Raw genomic sequence first — 19,215 nt, 5'->3', positions numbered from 1 at the left:
CGCGACTCCAGCCGGACTTTGGGGCCCGGTCGTTGATACTGTTGAAGGGTCGGCCGGCGGTTGTCCGCGAGCCTCCCGGGTGTGTATTAGATGCTCCCCATCGCCCGCGCCCGCAACACGGGTGATCGCTTCTCGCTCCATGACCCTGATTCAACGCTATCTTTTCCGACAGATCGGCGTTCCCGTCGTGGCCGCCTGCGCCGCGCTGGCGGGAATCGGTCTGCTGTCGCAGAGCCTGGATCAACTGGAGGTGATCGTCGAACGCGGACAGAGCGTCTGGGTTATGGTCAAGCTGACCCTGCTGGCCCTGCCGCAGCTGTTCTCGGTCATCCTGCCCATCGGACTGTTTGTCGGGGCCCTGATCGCCCTGACCCGTCTCCAGCGCGAACAGGAACTGACCGCCGCCTTCGCCAGCGGCATGACGCGCTGGAAGGTCATCTCGCCGGCCGCCCGCATCGCCGCGATCGCCGCTGTCGTCACCCTGGTCATGACCGTTCTGATCCAGCCCTGGTCCCAGCGCACCGCGCGCGAACAGGCCTACGCCATCCGTACCGACCTGGCCGCCCTGCTGGTCGAGGAAGGCCGCTTCGTCCAGGGCCCCGACGGCCTGACCGTCTATGTCCAGCAGATCGAGCAGAACGGCCTGCTCAAGAACCTGTTCGTCTATCTGGACGACGGCAAGGGCGGGGTCCGCACCTGGGACGCGGCCGAGGCCCGGTTCGAACAGGTCCAGGGCCAGCCCTTCCTGACCCTGACCAACGGCTCAATGCAGGAATATTCCTCCAACGGCGTCCTCAACCAGTTTTCCTTCGCCCGCTTTCCCTTCGACCTGACACCCTTCACCGACAGCCGCGAGACCATCCGCTACAAGCCCTCCGACCTGTGGATGGGCCAGCTGTTCGACCCGACCCCGGACCTCGTCGCCGCCAGTGGATCGCGCGGTGAACTGCTGGCCGAGGCGCATTCGCGACTGTCCTCGCCGCTTTACGCCCTGACGGCCATGGCCCTGGCCCTGTCGGCGATCATGGGCGGAGCCTTCAGCCGGACGGGCTATGGCTGGCGCATGGCCAAGGCTGCGGGGATATTCCTCGTCGTCAGGGTCTTCGGCTACGGCATCGTGGCGGCCAGCGCGTGGAATAGTTGGCTCAATGTGTTCCAGTATTTGTTGCCCCTGGTCGCAGCGGCCCTGGCCCTGCGGATGCTGTTCCGTGCGCTCAAGCCCGGCCGACGCTCTCCGGCGCTCGACCGTCTGAAGGCGAGGTTCGCATGAGGATTTCCCTGCGCGGCGACCACACGCCGATCCGCCTGCGACTCGGCCGTATCGAACGCTACGTCCTGATCCAGCAGCTGCGGGCCCTCGGGGTGGCGCTGGCCGTCATCGCCGCCCTGGTGATGCTGATCGACTTCGTCGAGATTTCGCGAGGCCTCGGCTCCGACACCGACCTTTCGGGCCTGCGCATCCTGGGCCTAATGATGCTGAAGTCGCCGGCGGTGATCGTGCAGCTTCTGCCGTTCGTCTTCCTGTTCGGCACCCTGTCCGCCTTCGTCGGCCTGAACCGCAGGTCCGAGCTGATCGCCATGCGCGCGGCCGGCGTCTCGGCCTGGCGGTTCGTCCTGCCGGCGGCGGCCTGCGCGCTCGTGCTCGGCATCCTGACCGTCACCGCCATCGGCCCCCTCGCCGCCTCCGCCGATGGCCTGTTCCAACGTGAACGGGCCCGCATCTCCGGCTCCGTCGCCGGGTCCGCCGACCGCGAGGCGGTCTGGTTGCGCGAGGGCGAGGGTCAGCGCCAGATGGTCATCCGCGCCGGTCGTCAGGACCGGGCCAACGCGCGGCTGCTGGACGTGACCTTCTTCACCTACGCGACCGATCCCGAGGGCCGCCGAGCCTTCTCCGAGCGGATCGACGCGAAATCCGCCGCCCTCAGCGCCGGTCGCTGGCGGCTGGTCGACGCGGTCGGGGCCCAGACGGGCCAGCGCGCGATGCGCTACGCCACCCTCGACCTGCCCTCCAGCCTGGCCGACGAAGAGGCGTTCGAGCGATTCGCCCGCCCCCAGTCGACGCCCTTCTGGTCCCTGCCCGGCCAGATCCAGCGCATCGAGGACGCAGGATTTTCGTCCACCGCCTATCGCCTGCGCCTGCAACAGCTCCTGGCCACGCCCCTGATGTTCGCGGCCATGTCCATCCTGGCCGCCGCCTTCTCGCTTCGCCTCATGCGGCTGGGCGACCTGGCGAAGATGGCGGTCAGCGCGGTGGTGCTGGGCTTCGCCTTCTTCTTCCTGAACCAGGCCTCGGCCGCCTTCGGATCGGCCGAGGTGGTGCCGCCCTTCCTGGCGGCCTGGCTGCCGGCGGTGCTGACGGCGCTCGCCGCCTTCACCTTGCTGTTCTATACCGAAGACGGCTAAGCGACCCTCCAGGCGGGGGCCTGACGACGAACGAGCGGAAACCGGTCTTGAAGCAGCGTAACGGCAGCGCCTCCCAGCGGCAGGGGTCTCGCACACGGCTCCTGGCCGGCGCGGCCCTGTTCGCCTGCCTGCCTCTCGCTTTCGCAGCGTCTGCCCAGGCCCAGACCTCGCCCGCCAACACGCCCGCCTCGGACCAGCCCGGCCCCGATGGCCTGCCGCCCCGCGCCGTCTATATCGAGGCCGGCTCCGCGACCCGCGAGGGTGACGTCATTTCGGCGGTCGGCGACGGCGAACGCGTCCTGGCCCGTTTCCAGTCCCACACCCTGCGCGCCGGTCGCGTCACCTACGACATGACCTCCGGTGCGGGCACGGCAGACGAGCGGGTCGAGCTGACCAGCCCCGAAGGCGACGTCGTCTACGCCAGCCATCTGGAGCTCGATTCCGACCTCAACGCCGGGGTCGCCGTCGATTTCGCGACCCGGCTGTCGAACGGCGCCAGCCTGATGGCGGCGACGGCCGTGCGGCGTTCGGCCAACGTCAACGAGTTGAACTACGCCCTCTTCACCCCCTGCCCGATCTGCGACGCCGAGGGGAACCCCAAGACCCCCTCGATCTCCATCCAGGCCGAAAAGGTGGTTCAGGACGAGGAACTGCGCGCCATCCTGTTCCGCAACGCCCTGTTTCGCGTCGGCGGCGTTCCGGTCTTCTGGCTGCCTGCCTTTGCTGTGCCGGACCCGACCGTCGAGCGCAGTTCCGGCTTCCTGGTGCCTTCGGTCAACTATGACGAAGGCCGGGGCCTGTCGGTCGAGGTGCCCTATCTGCACGTCGTCTCTCCGTCCGAGGACTGGTTGATCAGCCCCCAGTTCAATACCGACGTCCTGCCCCTGCTGAACCTCCAGTGGCGCAGGCGGTTCGCCGACGCGTCGATCGTGGCCCGCGGCGGCTATACCTACGCGCAGAATTTCGGCGACTTTGACCTCGACGGCGACGGCGACGCCGAAAGCAACGTCGATTTCGGCGATCGCACGAGCCGCAGCTACCTGCTGGCCCACGGCCGCTGGGATCCCGCCGGTCCCTGGCGGGCCGGTTTCACGGCCGAGCGGGTCTCGGACAAGACCCTGTTCGACCGCTACGACGTCCGCGATCCGTATCAGGACAACGGCCTGTATTACGGCGACCAGCGCCGCCTGATCAGCCAGCTCTATGCCGAGCGCCAGACCGCGCGGTCCTATGTCTCGGTCGCCGCCTTCTCGATCCAGAGCCTGCGCGTCGATCAGTTCAACCCGATCACCCCGGCGCTGAACATCTTCGAGGACGACAACACCCTGCCGGTCGTCGCGCCGCTCGTCGACGCGCGCTGGGAGCCGGTCGAGCGCATCCTGGGCGGCCGCCTGAGACTCAAGAGTTCGGCCGTCTCTCTCACCCGCGACGCCTATGTCGGCGCACCGGTGCTGCGCCTGCCCACCATGGCAGCGGTCCCTACGATCACCGACGGAGTCGACAGCCGCCGCCTCACGTTCCAGACGGACTGGCGCCGCGTGATCATCTCGCCCGGCGGCATCCGGTTCGAGCCGTTCCTGGACGCCCGCGCCGATTTCTATTCGGTTTCCGACCTGCCGCCCGTCCTGAGCCTTGAGGACACGACGATCACGCGCGGTCGGGTCACGGCCGGGATCGACGTCGCATATCCGCTGATCAAGCGCCTCTCGGCGACCTCGGATATCGTCATCGAGCCCCTGGCCCAACTGTCGATCTCGAACAAGCCCAACCTGGATCCCCGCATTCCGATCGAGGACACCCAGACCTTCGAGTTGGACGAGACCTCCCTGTTCCGCGTCGACCGCCTGCCGGGCTATGACGTCTACGAGGGCGGTGGCCGTCTGACCGCCGGGGCGCGCGCCACCCTGCGCTGGGACGAGGGTCGCACCGCCAGCCTGTTCATCGGCCGCAGCGTCCGCTCCGACGAGGAAACCGCCTTCCGCATTCCTGTGCCCGACGCCCCCTCACGCCTTTATGACCCCTCCGGCCTGGCCTCGACCACCTCCGACTGGGTCGTCCAGGGAAGTTTCGCCCCGACCCAGGGGATCAGGGGCTGGGGTCACGCCACGCTCGACAGTTCCGGCAACGTCCGCCGTGCCGAGGCCGCCGTCGACGCCACTTGGGGCCGCCGCAACGTCGCCGCCGTCAGCTACATCGTCGATCGCTCCAACCCGCAATCGGGGCCGCTCAACCGAAACTACGAATTCGTCCAGCTGGCGGGACAGCAGTTCGTCTATGGCAACTGGGGCGTGGCGGTCACGGGCATCGCCGATCTGGAGCGCGACCTGATCACCCGCTCGGAGGTCGGCCTGCTGTTCGACGACGACTGCTTCCGCTTCGAGATCGGATTCCGCCAGGACAACACCCGCGTCAGGCCGTCGGGGCCGTCCGAGGGGGTCTATGTGCGCCTAAACCTCGCCACTTTTGGCGGTACAGGCTATGAGCGAGACGACAGGCGCTGAGCAAGGCGCTTGATGGGGCGCGACCTCCCCGAATATGGGGTCGAGACCGCGCCGCTTTGAGGAACCAGGACTGACCATGCGTTTGATTCGTTGTTCGACCGGCGTCGCCCTGGCCGCGCTCGTCGCCGGGGGCGCGCTCGCCCAGACCGCACCTGTGCAGACGCCAGCGCCCGCCGCCGCCGGGACGCTGAACCCCGCTGCCGAACAGACGCCCGCGACCGCGCCGGCCGCCCCGCCGCAGTTCCAGCTGTCAGAGGGCATCATCGCCACGGTCAACGACCAGATCATCACCTCCTTCGACCTGCGTCAGCGCATGCTGATGATCATCGCCATGAGCCAGGTCCAGCCGACCGAGGAGAACATCCCGGCGATCCAGCAACAGGCCCTGAACGCCCTGATCGAGGAACGTCTCCAGGTCCAGGAGATCGCCAAATACCCTGACCTGGTCATCAGCGACGCCGAGGTCGACGAAGAGGTGGCCCGAATGGCCGAGGATGCCGGCACGACCCCGGCCAACTATATGCAGTTCCTCGAACAGGGCGGGATCCGCGCCCGCAACATGCGCGAGCAGCTGCGCACCGAGATCGGCTGGCGCGCCCTGGTCGGCGGCCGCTTCAACAACCGCGCCAAGGTGTCCCGCGCCGCCGTCGACCAGGCCATGCGCCAGGTCACCGAAGCCGCCTCCAAGCCCCAATACCTGATCGGCGAAATCTATATCGAGGCCGCCCGCGTCGGTGGCCAGCAGGCCGCCGTGACCGGTGCCGACCAACTGGTCCAGCAGATGGTCGCCGGTGCGCCCTTCCAGGCCGTCGCCCGCCAGTTCTCGGCCGCCCCCTCCGCCCCGCGCGGCGGCGATGCCGGCTGGGTCGTCCAGGGCACTGTCCAGCCTGCGCTCCAGGTCGCCCTGGATCAGCTCGAGGTCGGCCAGCTTTCGCGTCCGATCCCCGTCGAGGGCGGGGTCTACATCATCTATATGCGCGACAAGCGCTCGGGTGCGGCCACCAGCCTGGTTACGCTGAAGCAGATCATGATCGAGGCACCCGAAACCGCCTCACCGGAAACCGTCGCCGCCGCCACGGCCCGGCTGGAGGCCCTACGGCCCCAGCTGACCTGCGACACCATGCTGGCCCGCGCCACCTCGGAACAGGGCCTGCTCGGCTCCGACCTGGGTGAGGCCGACGTCGCCAACCTTGCACCCCAGTTCCAGCAGGTCGCCCGGACCGCCGAGGTCGGCACGGTCTCGACCCCGGTCCGCACGCCCCTGGGTGTGCACCTCGTCGCCGTTTGTGGCCGCCGGGTCGGCGGTGCCGATGCGCCGACGTATCAGCAGGTCGAGGGTCGCCTTCAGAACCAGAATCTGGCCATGCTGGCGCGACGCTACATTCGCGACCTGCGCGCGGACGCCCTGATCGAACTGAAGTAAGCCCGGAGAGCCAATGCCCGCGCCCCTGGTCCTCACCCTCGGAGAACCGGCCGGCGTAGGTCCGGAGATCGTCGCCGCCGCCTGGCGCGCGCTCAGCGCCTCCGGCGCGCCCTTCGCCGTGATCGGCGACGCCCGGCTCCTTGCCGGCCACGCACCGGTCCAGACCGTCAGCGAACCGTCGGATGCCGCCCCCGTCTTCGCCCGCGCCCTGCCGGTCATCGACCTGCCTCTGCCCGACCCCGTCACGCCCGGCCGTCCCGACCCCGCCAACGCGGGCATGGTCGCCGACTGGATCGAATACGGCGTCAACCTGTGCCTGTCCGGTCAGGCGTCCGGTCTGGTCACTGCCCCGATCGCCAAGGCTCCCCTCTATGCCGCCGGTTTCCGCTTTCCGGGCCACACCGAGTTCATCGCCGAACTGACCGCCGACACGCCGATGCAGGGCACGCGCGGCCCGGTCATGATGCTGACGGCCAAGGACCTGCGCGCCTGCCTGGTGACCATCCACGTCGCCCTGGACCAGGTGCCCGAACTGGTCACCACCGAGCGCGTCACCCGCACCGCCCGCGTCGTCCATGAATCGATGAAGCGTGATTTCGGCCTGGCCTCGCCCCGCATCGCCCTCGCCGCCCTCAACCCGCATGCGGGCGAAGGCGGGGCCCTGGGTCTTCAGGAAATCACCGTCCTGAAACCCGCCGTCGAGATCCTGCGCCGCGAAGGCCTGAACATCACAGACCCCAGGCCCGCCGACAGCCTGTTCCACGATGAGGCCCGCGCCACCTATGACGCCGTGGTCTGCCTGTACCACGACCAGGCCCTGATCCCGGTCAAGACCCTCGACTTCTGGGGCGGCGTCAACGCCACCCTGGGCCTGCCCATCGTCCGCACCTCCCCCGACCACGGCACCGGCTTTGACATCGCCGGCAAGGGTATCGCCCGCCCCGACAGCCTCATCGCCGCCATCCGCCTGGCCACCGAGATGGCGGCGACGCGCGCGGCGGGCTAGACAGCGGTGTGACCGACCTCCCCCCTCTGCGCGAATCCCTCGAAGCCCACGGCCTCTTGGCCAAGAAAAGCTTCGGCCAGCATTTCCTGCTGGACCTCAACATCACGCGCAAGATCGTCCGCCTGGCCGGCCCGTTCGAGGGCCGCGCGGTGATCGAGGTCGGCCCCGGTCCCGGCGGCCTGACCCGCGCCATCCTGGAAAGCGACGCTGGCCAGGTCGTGCTGGTCGAGAAGGACCCCCGCTTCGTCCCCCTGCTGACCGAACTCGACGACGACTCCGGCCGCCTGACCATCGTCCAGGCCGACGCGCTCAAGGTCACCGAGGCCGAGCGGACCACCGGCCCGACCCATCTGGTGTCCAACCTGCCTTACAATGTCGGCACGGCCCTGCTGATCAAGTGGCTGACCGGACCGTGGACGCCCCACGCCCTGACCCTGATGTTCCAGAAGGAGGTCGCCGAGCGGATCGTCGCCGCCCCCGGAGACGACGCCTACGGCCGTCTCGCCGTCATCTCCCAGGCCGTGGCCGAGGCCCGCATCGTCATGCACCTCCCTGCCGCCGCCTTCACCCCCCCGCCCAAGGTCGCCTCCGCCGTCGTCCACCTGATCCCCAAGACGGACCGTCCCGATCGCGAGACCCTGAAACGGCTGGAGACCGTCACCGCCGCAGCCTTCGGCCAGCGCCGCAAGATGCTCCGCTCCAGCCTCAAGACCCTGGGCGGCGCTGCCCTGTGCGAGGCCGCCGCCATCGACCCCGATGCCCGCGCCGAGACGATCGACCTGGCGGGGTTCCTGCGACTGGCGGAGGCCGTCAAATGACCATCGAACCCTTCCGCGCCATCACCATCAGCCGCCTTGCCCACGCCCTGAAGGCCGAGGGGCGCAGCGTGATCCATATGGAGTTCGGCCAGCCTTCGACGGGCGCCCCCGCCGCGGCGATCGCCGAAGCCCACCGCGTCCTCGACGCCGACGCCATGGGCTATTGGGAGAGCGCCCCCCTCAAGGCCCGCATCGCGAAACTTTACCTCTACCGATACGGCGTCACCGTCGATCCCGACCGGCTGCTGCTGACCAACGGCGCCTCGCCCGCGCTCGTGCTGGCGCTCGCCTCGCGGTTCCAGCCGGGCGACCGGATCGCCATGGCCCGGCCGGGCTATGTGGCCTATCGCAACACGGTGAAGGGGCTCAACATGACCCCGGTCGAGATCGCCTGCGGTCCCGCCGAACACTATCAGCTGACCGCCGCCGCCCTGTCAGCCCTCGATCCCGCTCCGGCCGGGGTGATCATCGCCAGCCCCGCCAACCCCACCGGCTCGGTCATCGCGCCCGACGAGATGGCCGCTATCGCAGAGGTCTGCCGCGCGCGCGGCATCGCCGTCATCTCGGACGAGATCTACCACGGCCTCAGCTACGTCGGCCCGCAGCCCTCGATGCTGCAGTTCGCGCCCGGCGCCATGGTGATCAACTCCTTCTCCAAATACTGGAGCATGGCGGGGTGGCGGCTGGGCTGGTTGCTGGTCCCCGCCGACCACGTCGAGACCGCCCGGGCCTATATCGGCAACCTGTTCTTGACCCCACCGTCGCTCAGCCAGCACGCCGGCCTGATCGCCATGGACTGCATCGACGAGCTGGAAGGCCACATCGAGACCTACCGCCGGAACCGCGCCCTGATCCTGGACGCCCTGCCGTCCCTGGGCCTCAAGACCATCGCCCCGCCCGACGGCGCCTTCTACATCTGGGCCGACATCGGGCATCTGACCGACGACAGCGTGGCCTTCTGCGAGCAGTTGCTGCGCGACACGGGCGTCGCCACCGCGCCGGGCGTGGATTTCGATCCGGTCGATGGGCCGCATTTCATGCGCTTCAGCTTCGCCGTCTCGACGCCGCAGATCGAAGAGGCGCTGGCCCGTCTGCGTCCCTGGTTCGCGGCCCGAGCCCAAGCGGCCCAGGGTTAACGACCTGACAACGCGCGACGTCCACTGTGGCGCGAACGCTCTTGCGAGCCCTGTGCGAACCATGGCCAAATCCGACGATGATTTCTGCGACGCCATACGATCGGCCAGAACGCGTGCGGACCTGACGCCGTGACCCAGTTCGTCCCGACCCGTCAGCTGCGCTTCTTCATGACCGCGATCGCGCCCTGCCCCTATCTGCCGGGCATGACCGAGCGGAAGGTGTTCGCCAACCTGCCGTTCAGCGACGGTGCCCACGTCAACGACGAGCTGACCCACGCCGGCTTCCGCCGCAGTCAGAACATCGCCTATCGCCCCGCCTGCGAGGGCTGCGACGCCTGCATCTCGGTGCGCCTGCCGGTGCCGGAGTTCGCTCCGACCCGCACCCAGCGCAAGATCATCTCGCGCAATGCCGACCTGTCGCGCGACCTGGTCGAGGCCGAGGCGACGATGGAGCAGTTCGTGCTGCTGAAGCGCTATCTGGCCACCCGCCATCCGGGCGGCGGCATGACCGACATGACCTGGGCCGACTATGTCGCCATGGTCGAGGATACGGCGGTCCGCACCCATCTGATCGAATACCGCCTGCCATCCACCGACGGCGGCCCCGGCGATCTGGTCGCGGTCAGCCTGACCGACCTGCTGAGCGACGGCCTGTCGATGGTCTATTCCTTCTTCGATCCGGCGCTTGAGAAGCGGTCGCTCGGCGTCTTCGCCATTCTCGACCATATTCGTCAGGCGGCAGCGGTGACCCTGCCCTTCGTCTACCTGGGCTACTGGGTCGAGGGTTCGACCAAGATGGACTACAAGGCCGGCTTCCGGCCGATGGAAGTGCTCAAGCCGCTGGGCTGGACGCGGCTGGACGTCTAGGCTTTACGCAGCCTGACGGGGGGCTTCGGTCCACGGACGATCAGACCCTTGGCCTCGAGGTCAAGTTGGACGCATTTCGCCCACCATCCGGCCGTGTCGCCGCCAGGAAAGAGCGCCTCGGGCAGGCTCGGCAAAAGCGCGCTCTTGATCTCGGCTGGCGTGGCACCCTCACCATCGGCAGGTAGCACCGCGAGGTAGGCGGCGCGCATCGCCAGATACTTGTCGGCGTCGACGCGCTGTACGTGCCCCGGGCTGGTGAAATTCTCGACTTCAATCTTGTCTTTGGCCATCACGAACGCCTTCAGCTTGTCGGGACTGCGGTACCATAGGTCGTGGTCGGAACCGCCGTCACGGGTACGCCCGCCTCCAGCGCGTCGGGATCCCGGGGCCCCTGATCACGCCCGCCCGCATACTCCACCAGCGCCGCGATCCGTTTCTCGATCGGCGGATGCGTCGCGAACATCTCGTCGACCAGGTTCCCCTTCTCGGGCTCGTTATCCAGGAACATCCCCTGCACGTCGTCCGGAGCCCGCACATAGGAGCGACCCGAAATCTTCCTCAGCGCCGAAATCATCGCATCCGGGTTCTTGGTCAGCTCGACCGACCCGGCGTCCGCCACGAACTCGCGCGTGCGCGACAGCATCAGCCGGATCACGATCGACAGGGCGAACCCGATGGCGGCGATGATCAGGCCGACGGCGATCAGCGCGCCTGCGTTCTTGTTCTTTCTGCCCCCGCCCCGGACATAGAACAGACCGCGAAAGATCAGCTGGGCGATCACGCTTATGATCCCGGCGAAGATCGAGGCGATCACCATGGTCCGCACGTCCTTGTTCAGGATGTGGGTCAGTTCGTGGGCCAGCACGGCCTCCATCTCGTCGCGGTCAAGTGCCTGCATCAGGCCCGAGGTCACGGTCACGCTGTAGTGCCCCTCGGACAGGCCCGAGGCGTAGGCGTTCATCGTGTCGGTCTCGATAATCCGCAGGGTCGGAGTCTTGATCCCGCGCGAGATGCACAGGTTTTCCAGCAGGTTGTAGAGCTCGGGCTGATCGCTTCGGGTGACCTTGCGGGCCCCGGTCATGGCGTCAATCATCGCCTGGTTGCCGACCCAGGCGATGGCAAACCAGACCCCGGCGATCACCAGCGCCAGCGGGATGGTCCCGGCCAGCATCGACGCCGCCATCCCCATGTCGTCGCCCAGCGACCCGCCGGAGTTGGGCAGGAAGCCGAACCCCATCAGGATCAGCTGCAACCCGTACAGGATCAGCACCAGCAGCACCGGAAATCCGGCCAGCAGCACGATCGACCGGGTGTTGTTGGCCCAGATGTGGGTCTTGAGCCCGACGGCGCCCATCACGGTTGGGCCCTAGAATTTCACCGACGGCGGGGCGGCGGTCATGGCGGCACGGTCTGCGGCGTCCACCGCGAAGAAGGGCTTCTCCGATCCGAAACCGAACATGCCGGCGAACAGCACGGTCGGGAACTGGGCCCGCACCGCGTTGAACTCGCTGACCGCGTTGTTGAAGAACCGGCGCGCGGCGGCTAGCTTGTTCTCTATGTCCGACAGCTCGCGCTGCAGCTCCAGGAAGTTGGTGTTGGCCTTCAGGTCCGGATAGGCCTCGGCCACCGCGAACAGCTTGCCCAGCGCTGCGGTCATCATGTTGTCGGCCGCGACCTTGTCGTTGACCGAGGTGGCACCGGCCGCCGCCGCGCGCGCCTGGGTCACGGCGGCCAGGGTCCCGGCCTCGTGGCTGGCATAGCCCTTCACCGTCTCGACCAGGTTGGGGATCAGGTCGTTGCGCTGCTTCAGCTGCACGTCGATGTCGGCGAAGGCCTGGTCCGCGCTCTGGTCCAGGGCCACCAGCCGGTTATAGGCCCCGATCACCACGAAGGCGACGATAGCGACGATGACGACGACGACGATCAAGGCAATCATGACGACCCTCCAATTCGATCCGGCGATTATCGCGCGAACACCGGCCGTCGAATAGCGAAATCGGCGTCAGATCGCGTCAGTCGCCTCGACGCGTCGATCGCGACAAACTGCCCCGATGATCGCCCTGACCCTCGCATCCGTCCTGGCCCTGACGCCCCAGTCGACCGCCGACCGGGCCGACTATATGACCGCCCTGATGTGCGGCGGCGTCTTTCGCCACGCCGGCGAGGTCGTCGTCCGCTATGGCGGCGGCTCGGCCCAGCCGTCGAACGAGGCGGCCGACCTTTGGCGCGATCTGGCCTACATCTTCGGGCCTCCGGTCGGATACGATCGCGCCGCGACCGATACGTCCCTGGCCAATCAACTCAGGCAGCAACGCATGGCCTGGGACGTCCCGCTCGCCAACCCCGACAGCCGGCGGGCGACGCTGGACTACATGAACAGCGAACAGAAGGGCTGCACCGACAGCCTTCGCGACATGGCGGCCCGGCGCGGCTTCACACTGCAATGAGCCTTGTCGCCTTCCTGCTGTCGGCGACGGTTCAGGCGTCCCCCGCCGCGGACCGGATCACCTACGACCAGATGGTCGGATGCGCGGCGACCTTCCGGATGGCCTCGGCGGCGGCGGGTCTGGCCGGTGATGCCGAGTTGCGTCAGGCGGGAGTGACGGCCGCCGTGGCCTACGACAACCTGGCCTATCTGTACGGCGAGCCGCTGGGCATCCTGAACGCCGACACCGACGCCGCCATCCGTACCGATGTAGATCGCCAGATCGCCCTCTATGGACCCGGGCTGAACCGTCGCGCGCCGATCACCCTCCAGGCCATGGACGGCGACCAGCGGGTCTGTCGCGCCCTGTCCGAGCGCATCGCCCGCGAAGCGACCGAGGCCGTCGAAGCCGCCGACTAGCGGAACTTGCGCAGTCCCCTCGGCCCCATCCGCCCGGTCTGGGCCCGCTTGCCCAGCCAGTCCTTCCAGTCCGGCCAGTTCCTGCGACGTCCGCCGCCGTCCGCCCATTCCGGCCCGGTCTCGGCGCTGAACACCGTGATGTCCTGAAGGCCCCCGCCCTTGTAGGCCTGCAGCCTGACCCCCTTGCCGCGCCCCATCTCGGGCAGTTCGGCGACCGGGAAGATCAGCGTCTTCAGGTTCTCGCCCAGCGCCGCCACATGGTCCGCCGTCCCGATCCGCAGCAGGGCCTTGAGCTCGCCGTTCAGCACCTGTTTGCCGCCGCGCTTGGAGGCGATCAGGTCGTCCTCGGGGGCCACGAAACCGTATCCGTCCTTGGACGCCACCAGCAGCTTCTGCCCCGGCTGATGCGCCATGACGGCGACGATCTCGGCCTTCTCCTCCAGCTCGATCATCAGGCGCAGCGGCTCGCCGTGCCCGCGCCCGCCGGCCAGCTTGTCAGCCGTCAGCGTGAAGACCCGCCCGTCCGAGGCCGCGACCAGGATCTTGTCGGTCGTGAACGCCGGCACCAGGAAGCCCAGGCTGTCGCCTTCCTTGAACTTCAGCTCCGACGGATCCTCGACCTTGCCCTTGGTCGCCCGGATCCAGCCCCGTTCCGACAGGATCACGGTGATGGCCTCGCGCGGAATATAGGCCTCGGGCGCGGTGAAGGCCGATGCATCCACGGCTTCCGCGATCGTCGTCCGGCGCGGCGAGATCATCGCCTTCCTGACATCCTGCAGGCCCACGATCATCAGCTTGTTCTGTTTCGCCGGCGAGCCGATCATGGCCTTCAGCCCGGCCAGCTCGGCGGCCAGTTCTGAGTATTCCTTCTCGATCGCCATTTCCTCGATCCGCGCCAACTGGCGCAGCCGGGTGTCGAGGACATAGTCGGCCTGCATCTCACTCAGGCCGAAGCGCGCGATCAGCACCGCCTTGGGCTGCTCCTCCTCGCGCACGATCCGGATGACCTCGTCCAGGTTCAGGAAGACGATCCGAAGGCCTTCCAGCAGGTGCAGCCGCTTCTCGACCCGCTCAATCCGCCAATTGGCCCGCCGGATCAACACCACCCGTCGGTGATCCAGGAAGGCCTGCAAGCACGCCTTCAGCCCCATCACGCCCGGCGTGCCCGTGGCGTCCAGCACGTTCATGTTGATCGGGAACCGCACCTCCAGATCCGACAGCCGGAACAGGCTCTCCATCAGGGCCTCGGCCTCGATGGTGCGGCTCTTGGGCTCAAGCACCAGCCGGATGTCCTCGGCCGACTCGTCGCGCACATCGGCCAGCAGCGGCGCCTTCTTCTGCTCGATCAGTTCGGCCAGCTGTTCTACCAGTTTGGACTTGCCGACCTGGTACGGCATCTCGGTGACGACGACCTGATACCCGCCGCGCTCCAGCGGCACCCGCTCCCAGCGCGCCCGCAGCCGTACCCCGCCGCGCCCGGTCTCATAGGCGTCCAGGATCGCTGCATGGCCCTCGACCGCCACCCCGCCGGTCGGGAAGTCCGGCCCCGGCACGATCTGCGCCAGCTCCGCCGTCGTCGTCTCGGGGTTCTCCAGCAGCACCAGACAGGCGTCGATCAGCTCACCGACATTGTGCGGAGGAATGGACGTCGCCATCCCCACCGCGATCCCCGACGAGCCGTTGGCCAGCAGGTTCGGGAACCCGGCCGGCAGCACCACCGGCTCCTCGTCCTGATCGTCGTAGGTGGGTTTGAAATCGACCGAGTCCTGGTCGATGCCGTCCATCAACAGGACCGCCGCCGGCGTCAGCTTGCACTCGGTATAGCGCATGGCCGCGGCGTTATCGCCGTCGATGTTGCCGAAGTTTCCCTGGCCGTCGACCAGCGGATACCGCTGCGAGAAATCCTGCGCCAGTCGCACCAGGGCGTCATAGATGGAGGCGTCGCCGTGCGGGTGATAGCCGCCCATGACCTCGCCGACGACCTTGGCGCATTTGCGCGCCGCCGCCTGCGGGTTCAGCCGCATCTGGTGCATGGCGTACATGATCCGGCGGTGGACCGGCTTGAACCCGTCGCGCACGTCCGGCAGGGCCCGGTTGGTGATCGTCGACAGGGCATAGGCCAGATAGCGACGGCTCAACGCCTCGCTCATCGGCTCATCGACGATACGACCGCCTTCGGGAGGCGGGGGGGTGTGGATGGTCATGCGGGATCGAATCGGTGATGCGGAGAAGGAAGTCTAGCGGGTATGACGGCCAAATCCGCGCCGTCAGGCTACGTCAGTCGATTTCACTGCCCCTCATCATAGCTTTGCTGAGTCCCGTCAGCGGAGTTCGCCATGCTCGTCATCGTCCTCGCGGCGTCGCTCGTCCTGCCGATCCAGGCACCCACCGACTTCGACTGTTCCAACATCCAGCGCCACTACCGATCCTTTCCCCGGCTGCCTGACACCGTTCAGGGCTTCGGGTCCGATCTGGTTACGACGGAACACTATCAGGTGCCGGCCAGCGTCACCGCCTATGGCCTGCCGCTCCGCGACCTGGTCATCGAGGTGCGCACGCGCTCGGGTGAGGTACTCACGACGTCGCGGCTGATCGTGAATGCCGACTGGGACACAGCCGTCGCGGCGGGCCGGGCAAGAGCCGGGGTGGCCTGCTCCAACACGGACACCAGCCTGCGTTGCGACCTGCCCGAGGTTCGATACCTGTTGTCGAGCTACAAGGTTTCCGTCCGCCGTCTGAACACGGGCGTCCAGATGGAATGCGCTCAGATCGCCAGGCCCACCGACGACGACTGGTGATCCACCACCGCCTGCATCCCGGCCAACAGGCTGGCTGCGGTGATCGGTTTGGCGACGTGCAGGTCGGCACCGGCGAGGCGGGCCGCGTCCTGATGCTCGGCCATGGCGTTGGCGCTCAGCATGATCACCGGCGTAGGCACCGCATTCTGCTCGGCCTCCAGCGCCCGGATCGCCCGCGTCGCGGTCAGCCCGTCCATCAGCGGCATCTGCATGTCCATCAGCACCAGGTCGAAGCCGCCGCCGGCGAAGGCCGCCACCGCCTGGGCCCCATCGTCCACGGTGACCAGATCGACGTCCTGGTCCGACAGGATCATCTGCACCACCCGCTGGTTGACCGGGTGATCCTCGGCCAGCAGGACGCGCAGCGGCCGGTCCGCCGGGCGGGGTGAAAGGACTTCAGGCCGTTTCGGCCGCGCTGCCACGGGCTCGGTCCGTTCCAGCGGCAGTCGAACCGTGAACCGGCTGCCCAGGTTCGGGGTCGAGGTCGCCGAAATCTCGCCGCCCATGATCTCGACCAGCGAGCGACAGATCGACAGCCCCAGCCCGGTCCCGCCGAACCGGCGCGTGATCGAGCCGTCGGCCTGGCTGAACCGCTCGAACATCCGCTCGGCGTGTTCGGACGGGAAGCCGACGCCGGTGTCGCGAACCTCCAGCGTCAGGGTGTGCCGTCCGTCGTCGGTCAGGGTGTCGTCGGTGACCTGGATGTGGACGCTGACCCCGCCCCGCGCCGTGAACTTCACGGCATTGGACAACAGATTGCCCAGCACCTGACGGATTCGTGTGCTGTCGCCGACGAAGGCGCCGCGCGCGGCCTCGTGGCGCTCGATCTCGAAGGTCAGGCCCTTGTCCTCGGCCTTGGCGCGGTTGACGTCGATGCAGGCGGCGATGGCCTCGTCCAGGTCGAACGGCCGCGCCTCCAGCGCCAGCTGCCCGGCCTCGATCTTGGACACATCCAGAATGTCGGAGACCAGCCGTTCCAGCGTCACCCCCGACGACTGCACCAGCCCGACCATCTCGCGCTGTTCCGGGGTCAGCTCGGTGCGCGACAGGGCGTCGATGATGCCGATGACCCCGTTCAGGGGCGTGCGGATCTCGTGGCTCATATTGGCGAGGAAATCGGACTTGGCCACGCTGGCGGCCTCTGCGGCGGCCTTGGCTTCCCGCAACGCCTTTTCGCCGGCGACCCGATTGGTGACGTCGCGCGCCACGCCGTAGATCCGGTCGCCGAAACGCTGCGCCCGCCATTCCAGCAGGCGGTAATGGCCGTCGGCATGTCGATAGCGGTTGATGAAGCCCAGGACGGGATCGCCCGCCTTGCGGTTCGTGACCTCGGCGACGCTGCCCAGGGTTCCGGGCATGTCTTCGGGATGGACAAGGCGCAGCAGGGGCTGGCCCTCCATCTCGTGCGGGTGGTGACCGAGGGCCGTGTGCCAGGACCGGCTGGCCTTGATCACCCGTCCATCCAGGTCGCGGACGACCAGAAGGTCCAGCGACACGTCGAAGAAGTTGCTGATCTCGTCCGCAGGCGTGGCGCGGTCGGGAAAGGCCACGACGACGCCGTCGGAGGGTTCCGGATCACGGGTCTCGGCCGACGGCACGTGGGTCATGCGTGGAACTGCCTGTTACGCGTCGCTGACAACGACAGGTCTGTCATGACACGTCAGGGTTAATCCGTCATTGCGCCAATGCGCGTCTTTTACAGCCGACCCGACTCTCTCAGCCGATCGACCATCCACACCCGCGCCTCGGGGATCGGCCGGTTCTGGGGATGGAAGACGAACTGCTCCAGGAAATGGCCCGTCAGGTCCAGCCCGGCCCCCACGTCCCCCTCGCCCAGACCCGCCTGCGCCCCCAGCATGAAGGGCGGAAGTTTCAGCATCTTGTCGGCATAGGGGGCGCCCGCCTCGCGCGACACGGCCCGGCCGGTGCGCGGGCTGACATAGATCAGGTCATCGACAGACCCCGTCGCCGCGCATCGCGACAGGTCCAGCCCGAACCCCAGATCCTCCAGCAACCCCGCCTCGAACCGCACGAAGATCGCCGGCCAGACCGCCGGGATCTGGAACGCCGACATCAGCGCCTCGAACGCCAGAAACGCTCCCGGATGCGGCTCCCGCTCCGGCAGGGCTCCTTGCGCCACCGCCGCCGCCGCGCTCAGTCCGGTCAGGGCGACGGCGTCGTCGAACAGGGCCGCGACCCCCTCGCCCACCGCCTCCAGCCGCGCCGAGCCCAGATGGTCGCTGGTCCTCGCACGGTAGTCACAGATCACCCGCGACCCGGCCTGGAGGAACGGCTTCATCTTGCGCGACGCCCCGCCCGCCACATAGGCCCCGCGCCGCCCATGGGTCTCGGTCAGCAGGTCGACGACCACCCCGGTGTCACCATGCGCCCGCGCCGACAGGACGAAGGCCTCCTCGTGGAAATCCATCAGGGCGCCGGATCGGCCTTGATCGCCGCGATGACCGCGTCCGACCGATCGTTCGGCACCGAGAAGCTCAGCACATACTGCTCGATCTTCCACTGGCCATCGACCAACCTCAGCACGCCGGACCCCCGCGTCTCGCCGTACTTCGCGTTGACCAGCTTCTCCTCGAACCAGGCCACGCAGCGGCAGTCGATCGGCGCGAGGGTGATAGTCCGCGCCGTCGCCGGATAGGACCAGCCCTTGCCCGAGGCGAAATAGGGTTCGTACAGCGCCTGAAACTCGGCCCGCGACCAGTGCTCCGACGCATCCGTCCCGATGAACCGCGCATCCGGCGTGAACAGGGCGAAATAGGCCGGCCCGTCGGCGGCGCTCGACGCCACGTTCAACCGGTCCAGCACGGCGGCAACCTCCGCCTCGGGTGTGGTCGCGGTCTGGAGCGCGAGGGCCAAGCCCAGGGCGAGCATCGACATCAGAAGTTCCCGGTTTGTACGCCTCCGTCATAGAGGCCCGGATCGCAGACGCCAACACCGCATGAGTCCGTCTGTGAAAGGCGGCTGCCCGCGTGTTCTAGGTGACGACCCAGATCAACGCCCCGCCCATGACGAAGGAGAGCGGCGCGATCAGGCGAACGGCCGGGACCGGAATATGGCTCGCCCACCACGTCGAATAGGCCGCATGCCAGCGTCGGGGCAGGACCAACAGGACCACAGCCGAGACGATCAGAAACCCGCCGATCACCATCACCGCAAGCGGGTATCGAGACCCGGCGGCGGCTAGGACCATGGCCGCACCGACCAGGATACGCACCGCCATCTCGCCGACATGGACGCCCGGTGACCCACCCATGCGACTGAGAGCCACAAGCGCCTGACGCGGCCGGACCAGCATGAAGGCGCCCAGGCCGATCAGCCAGACCCCCGCCGCGACGACAAGTCCCTGGGACACGGTGGCGATCATGGACGGTCTCAGAGGTGGCGTGACCCGCCGAGCCTA

19 protein-coding genes are annotated in these 19,215 nt (G+C 67.9%); 11 read left to right on the top strand and 8 right to left on the bottom strand.

Annotated elements, in window-relative coordinates; all coding sequences use genetic code 11:
* The first annotated feature begins 139 nt into the window (after positions 1-139).
* The 8 genes from O5K39_RS09675 to O5K39_RS09640 all read left to right on the top strand — a co-directional run bounded on the left by O5K39_RS09675 (position 140) and on the right by O5K39_RS09640 (position 10,154).
* Complete coding sequence (locus O5K39_RS09675; protein ID WP_271147059.1) at positions 140-1,270, top strand: LptF/LptG family permease; 1,131 nt, start codon at positions 140-142, stop codon at positions 1,268-1,270.
* Positions 1,267-2,403 carry an LPS export ABC transporter permease LptG gene (gene lptG / locus O5K39_RS09670; RefSeq protein WP_271147058.1) on the top strand — a complete coding sequence of 379 codons (1,137 nt, stop codon included), beginning with the start codon at positions 1,267-1,269 and terminating at the stop codon, positions 2,401-2,403. Before O5K39_RS09675 ends, lptG begins: the two co-directional genes overlap by 4 nt.
* 47 nt (positions 2,404-2,450) lie before the next feature.
* Positions 2,451-4,904: an LPS assembly protein LptD gene (gene lptD, locus O5K39_RS09665; protein WP_271147057.1), complete on the top strand. Its 2,454-nt coding sequence runs from the start codon at positions 2,451-2,453 to the stop codon at positions 4,902-4,904.
* Between the two features lie 76 nt (positions 4,905-4,980).
* A complete protein-coding gene (locus O5K39_RS09660; RefSeq protein WP_271147056.1) occupies positions 4,981-6,327 on the top strand; it encodes a peptidylprolyl isomerase in 1,347 nt (448 codons plus the stop codon).
* A gap of 13 nt (positions 6,328-6,340) precedes the next feature.
* Positions 6,341-7,333 (top strand): 4-hydroxythreonine-4-phosphate dehydrogenase PdxA, encoded by a 993-nt coding sequence (gene pdxA / locus O5K39_RS09655; RefSeq protein WP_271147055.1) that lies wholly within the window; start codon positions 6,341-6,343, stop codon positions 7,331-7,333.
* 8 nt (positions 7,334-7,341) lie between these two features.
* Positions 7,342-8,151, top strand: coding sequence for a 16S rRNA (adenine(1518)-N(6)/adenine(1519)-N(6))-dimethyltransferase RsmA (rsmA, locus tag O5K39_RS09650; protein ID WP_271147054.1), 810 nt, complete (start codon positions 7,342-7,344; stop codon positions 8,149-8,151).
* A complete protein-coding gene (locus O5K39_RS09645) occupies positions 8,148-9,287 on the top strand; it encodes an aminotransferase class I/II-fold pyridoxal phosphate-dependent enzyme (RefSeq protein WP_271147053.1) in 1,140 nt (379 codons plus the stop codon). The genes rsmA and O5K39_RS09645 overlap by 4 nt, the downstream gene beginning before the upstream one ends.
* Before the next feature lie 129 nt (positions 9,288-9,416).
* Positions 9,417-10,154 carry an arginyltransferase gene (locus O5K39_RS09640; protein ID WP_271147052.1) on the top strand — a complete coding sequence of 246 codons (738 nt, stop codon included), beginning with the start codon at positions 9,417-9,419 and terminating at the stop codon, positions 10,152-10,154.
* On the opposite strand, the gene O5K39_RS09635 is transcribed toward O5K39_RS09640, so the two are convergent.
* The 3 genes from O5K39_RS09635 to O5K39_RS09625 are packed head-to-tail and all read right to left on the bottom strand — an operon-like array spanning position 10,151 to position 12,090.
* Complete coding sequence (locus tag O5K39_RS09635) at positions 10,151-10,444, bottom strand: hypothetical protein (RefSeq protein ID WP_271147051.1); 294 nt, start codon at positions 10,442-10,444, stop codon at positions 10,151-10,153. The genes O5K39_RS09640 and O5K39_RS09635 overlap by 4 nt on opposite strands.
* 11 nt (positions 10,445-10,455) lie before the next feature.
* Complete coding sequence (locus O5K39_RS09630; protein ID WP_271147134.1) at positions 10,456-11,508, bottom strand: M48 family metallopeptidase; 1,053 nt, start codon at positions 11,506-11,508, stop codon at positions 10,456-10,458.
* Between the two features lie 12 nt (positions 11,509-11,520).
* A complete protein-coding gene (locus O5K39_RS09625; RefSeq protein ID WP_271147050.1) occupies positions 11,521-12,090 on the bottom strand; it encodes a LemA family protein in 570 nt (189 codons plus the stop codon).
* Between the two features lie 115 nt (positions 12,091-12,205).
* Here O5K39_RS09625 and O5K39_RS09620 point away from each other — a divergent pair, with 115 nt between their 5' ends.
* Positions 12,206-12,601: a hypothetical protein gene (locus O5K39_RS09620; RefSeq protein ID WP_271147049.1), complete on the top strand. Its 396-nt coding sequence runs from the start codon at positions 12,206-12,208 to the stop codon at positions 12,599-12,601.
* Complete coding sequence (locus O5K39_RS09615) at positions 12,598-12,999, top strand: hypothetical protein (protein WP_271147048.1); 402 nt, start codon at positions 12,598-12,600, stop codon at positions 12,997-12,999. The genes O5K39_RS09620 and O5K39_RS09615 overlap by 4 nt, the downstream gene beginning before the upstream one ends.
* Here O5K39_RS09615 and parC read toward each other — a convergent pair.
* Complete coding sequence (gene parC / locus O5K39_RS09610; protein ID WP_271147047.1) at positions 12,996-15,203, bottom strand: DNA topoisomerase IV subunit A; 2,208 nt, start codon at positions 15,201-15,203, stop codon at positions 12,996-12,998. The genes O5K39_RS09615 and parC overlap by 4 nt on opposite strands.
* 132 nt (positions 15,204-15,335) lie before the next feature.
* Between parC and O5K39_RS09605 the strand changes: the two genes are divergently transcribed.
* Positions 15,336-15,797, top strand: a complete 462-nt coding sequence (locus tag O5K39_RS09605; protein ID WP_271147046.1) for a hypothetical protein — start codon at positions 15,336-15,338, stop codon at positions 15,795-15,797.
* Here O5K39_RS09605 and O5K39_RS09600 read toward each other — a convergent pair.
* From O5K39_RS09600 to O5K39_RS09585, 4 genes are all read right to left on the bottom strand, one after another.
* A complete protein-coding gene (locus O5K39_RS09600) occupies positions 15,764-17,404 on the bottom strand; it encodes a PAS domain-containing hybrid sensor histidine kinase/response regulator (protein WP_271147045.1) in 1,641 nt (546 codons plus the stop codon). The two genes, O5K39_RS09605 and O5K39_RS09600, sit on opposite strands and share 34 nt — an antisense overlap.
* An 89-nt stretch (positions 17,405-17,493) precedes the next feature.
* Positions 17,494-18,225 carry a DNA repair protein RecO gene (gene recO, locus O5K39_RS09595; protein ID WP_271147044.1) on the bottom strand — a complete coding sequence of 244 codons (732 nt, stop codon included), beginning with the start codon at positions 18,223-18,225 and terminating at the stop codon, positions 17,494-17,496.
* The gene (locus O5K39_RS09590; RefSeq protein WP_271147043.1) at positions 18,225-18,692 is read right to left on the bottom strand and encodes a nuclear transport factor 2 family protein; all 468 of its coding nucleotides are present in this window, start codon (positions 18,690-18,692) and stop codon (positions 18,225-18,227) included. Before O5K39_RS09590 ends, recO begins: the two co-directional genes overlap by 1 nt.
* 97 nt (positions 18,693-18,789) lie before the next feature.
* Positions 18,790-19,179 carry a hypothetical protein gene (locus tag O5K39_RS09585; protein WP_271147042.1) on the bottom strand — a complete coding sequence of 130 codons (390 nt, stop codon included), beginning with the start codon at positions 19,177-19,179 and terminating at the stop codon, positions 18,790-18,792.
* Between the last annotated feature and the right edge of the window lie 36 nt (positions 19,180-19,215).

The organism is Brevundimonas sp. NIBR10 (assembly GCF_027912515.1).
In the GTDB taxonomy this organism is placed as follows: Bacteria; Pseudomonadota; Alphaproteobacteria; order Caulobacterales; family Caulobacteraceae; genus Brevundimonas.
Note: the sequence above shows the minus strand (reverse complement) of the source record. Positions and strands in the feature narration are given on the sequence as shown.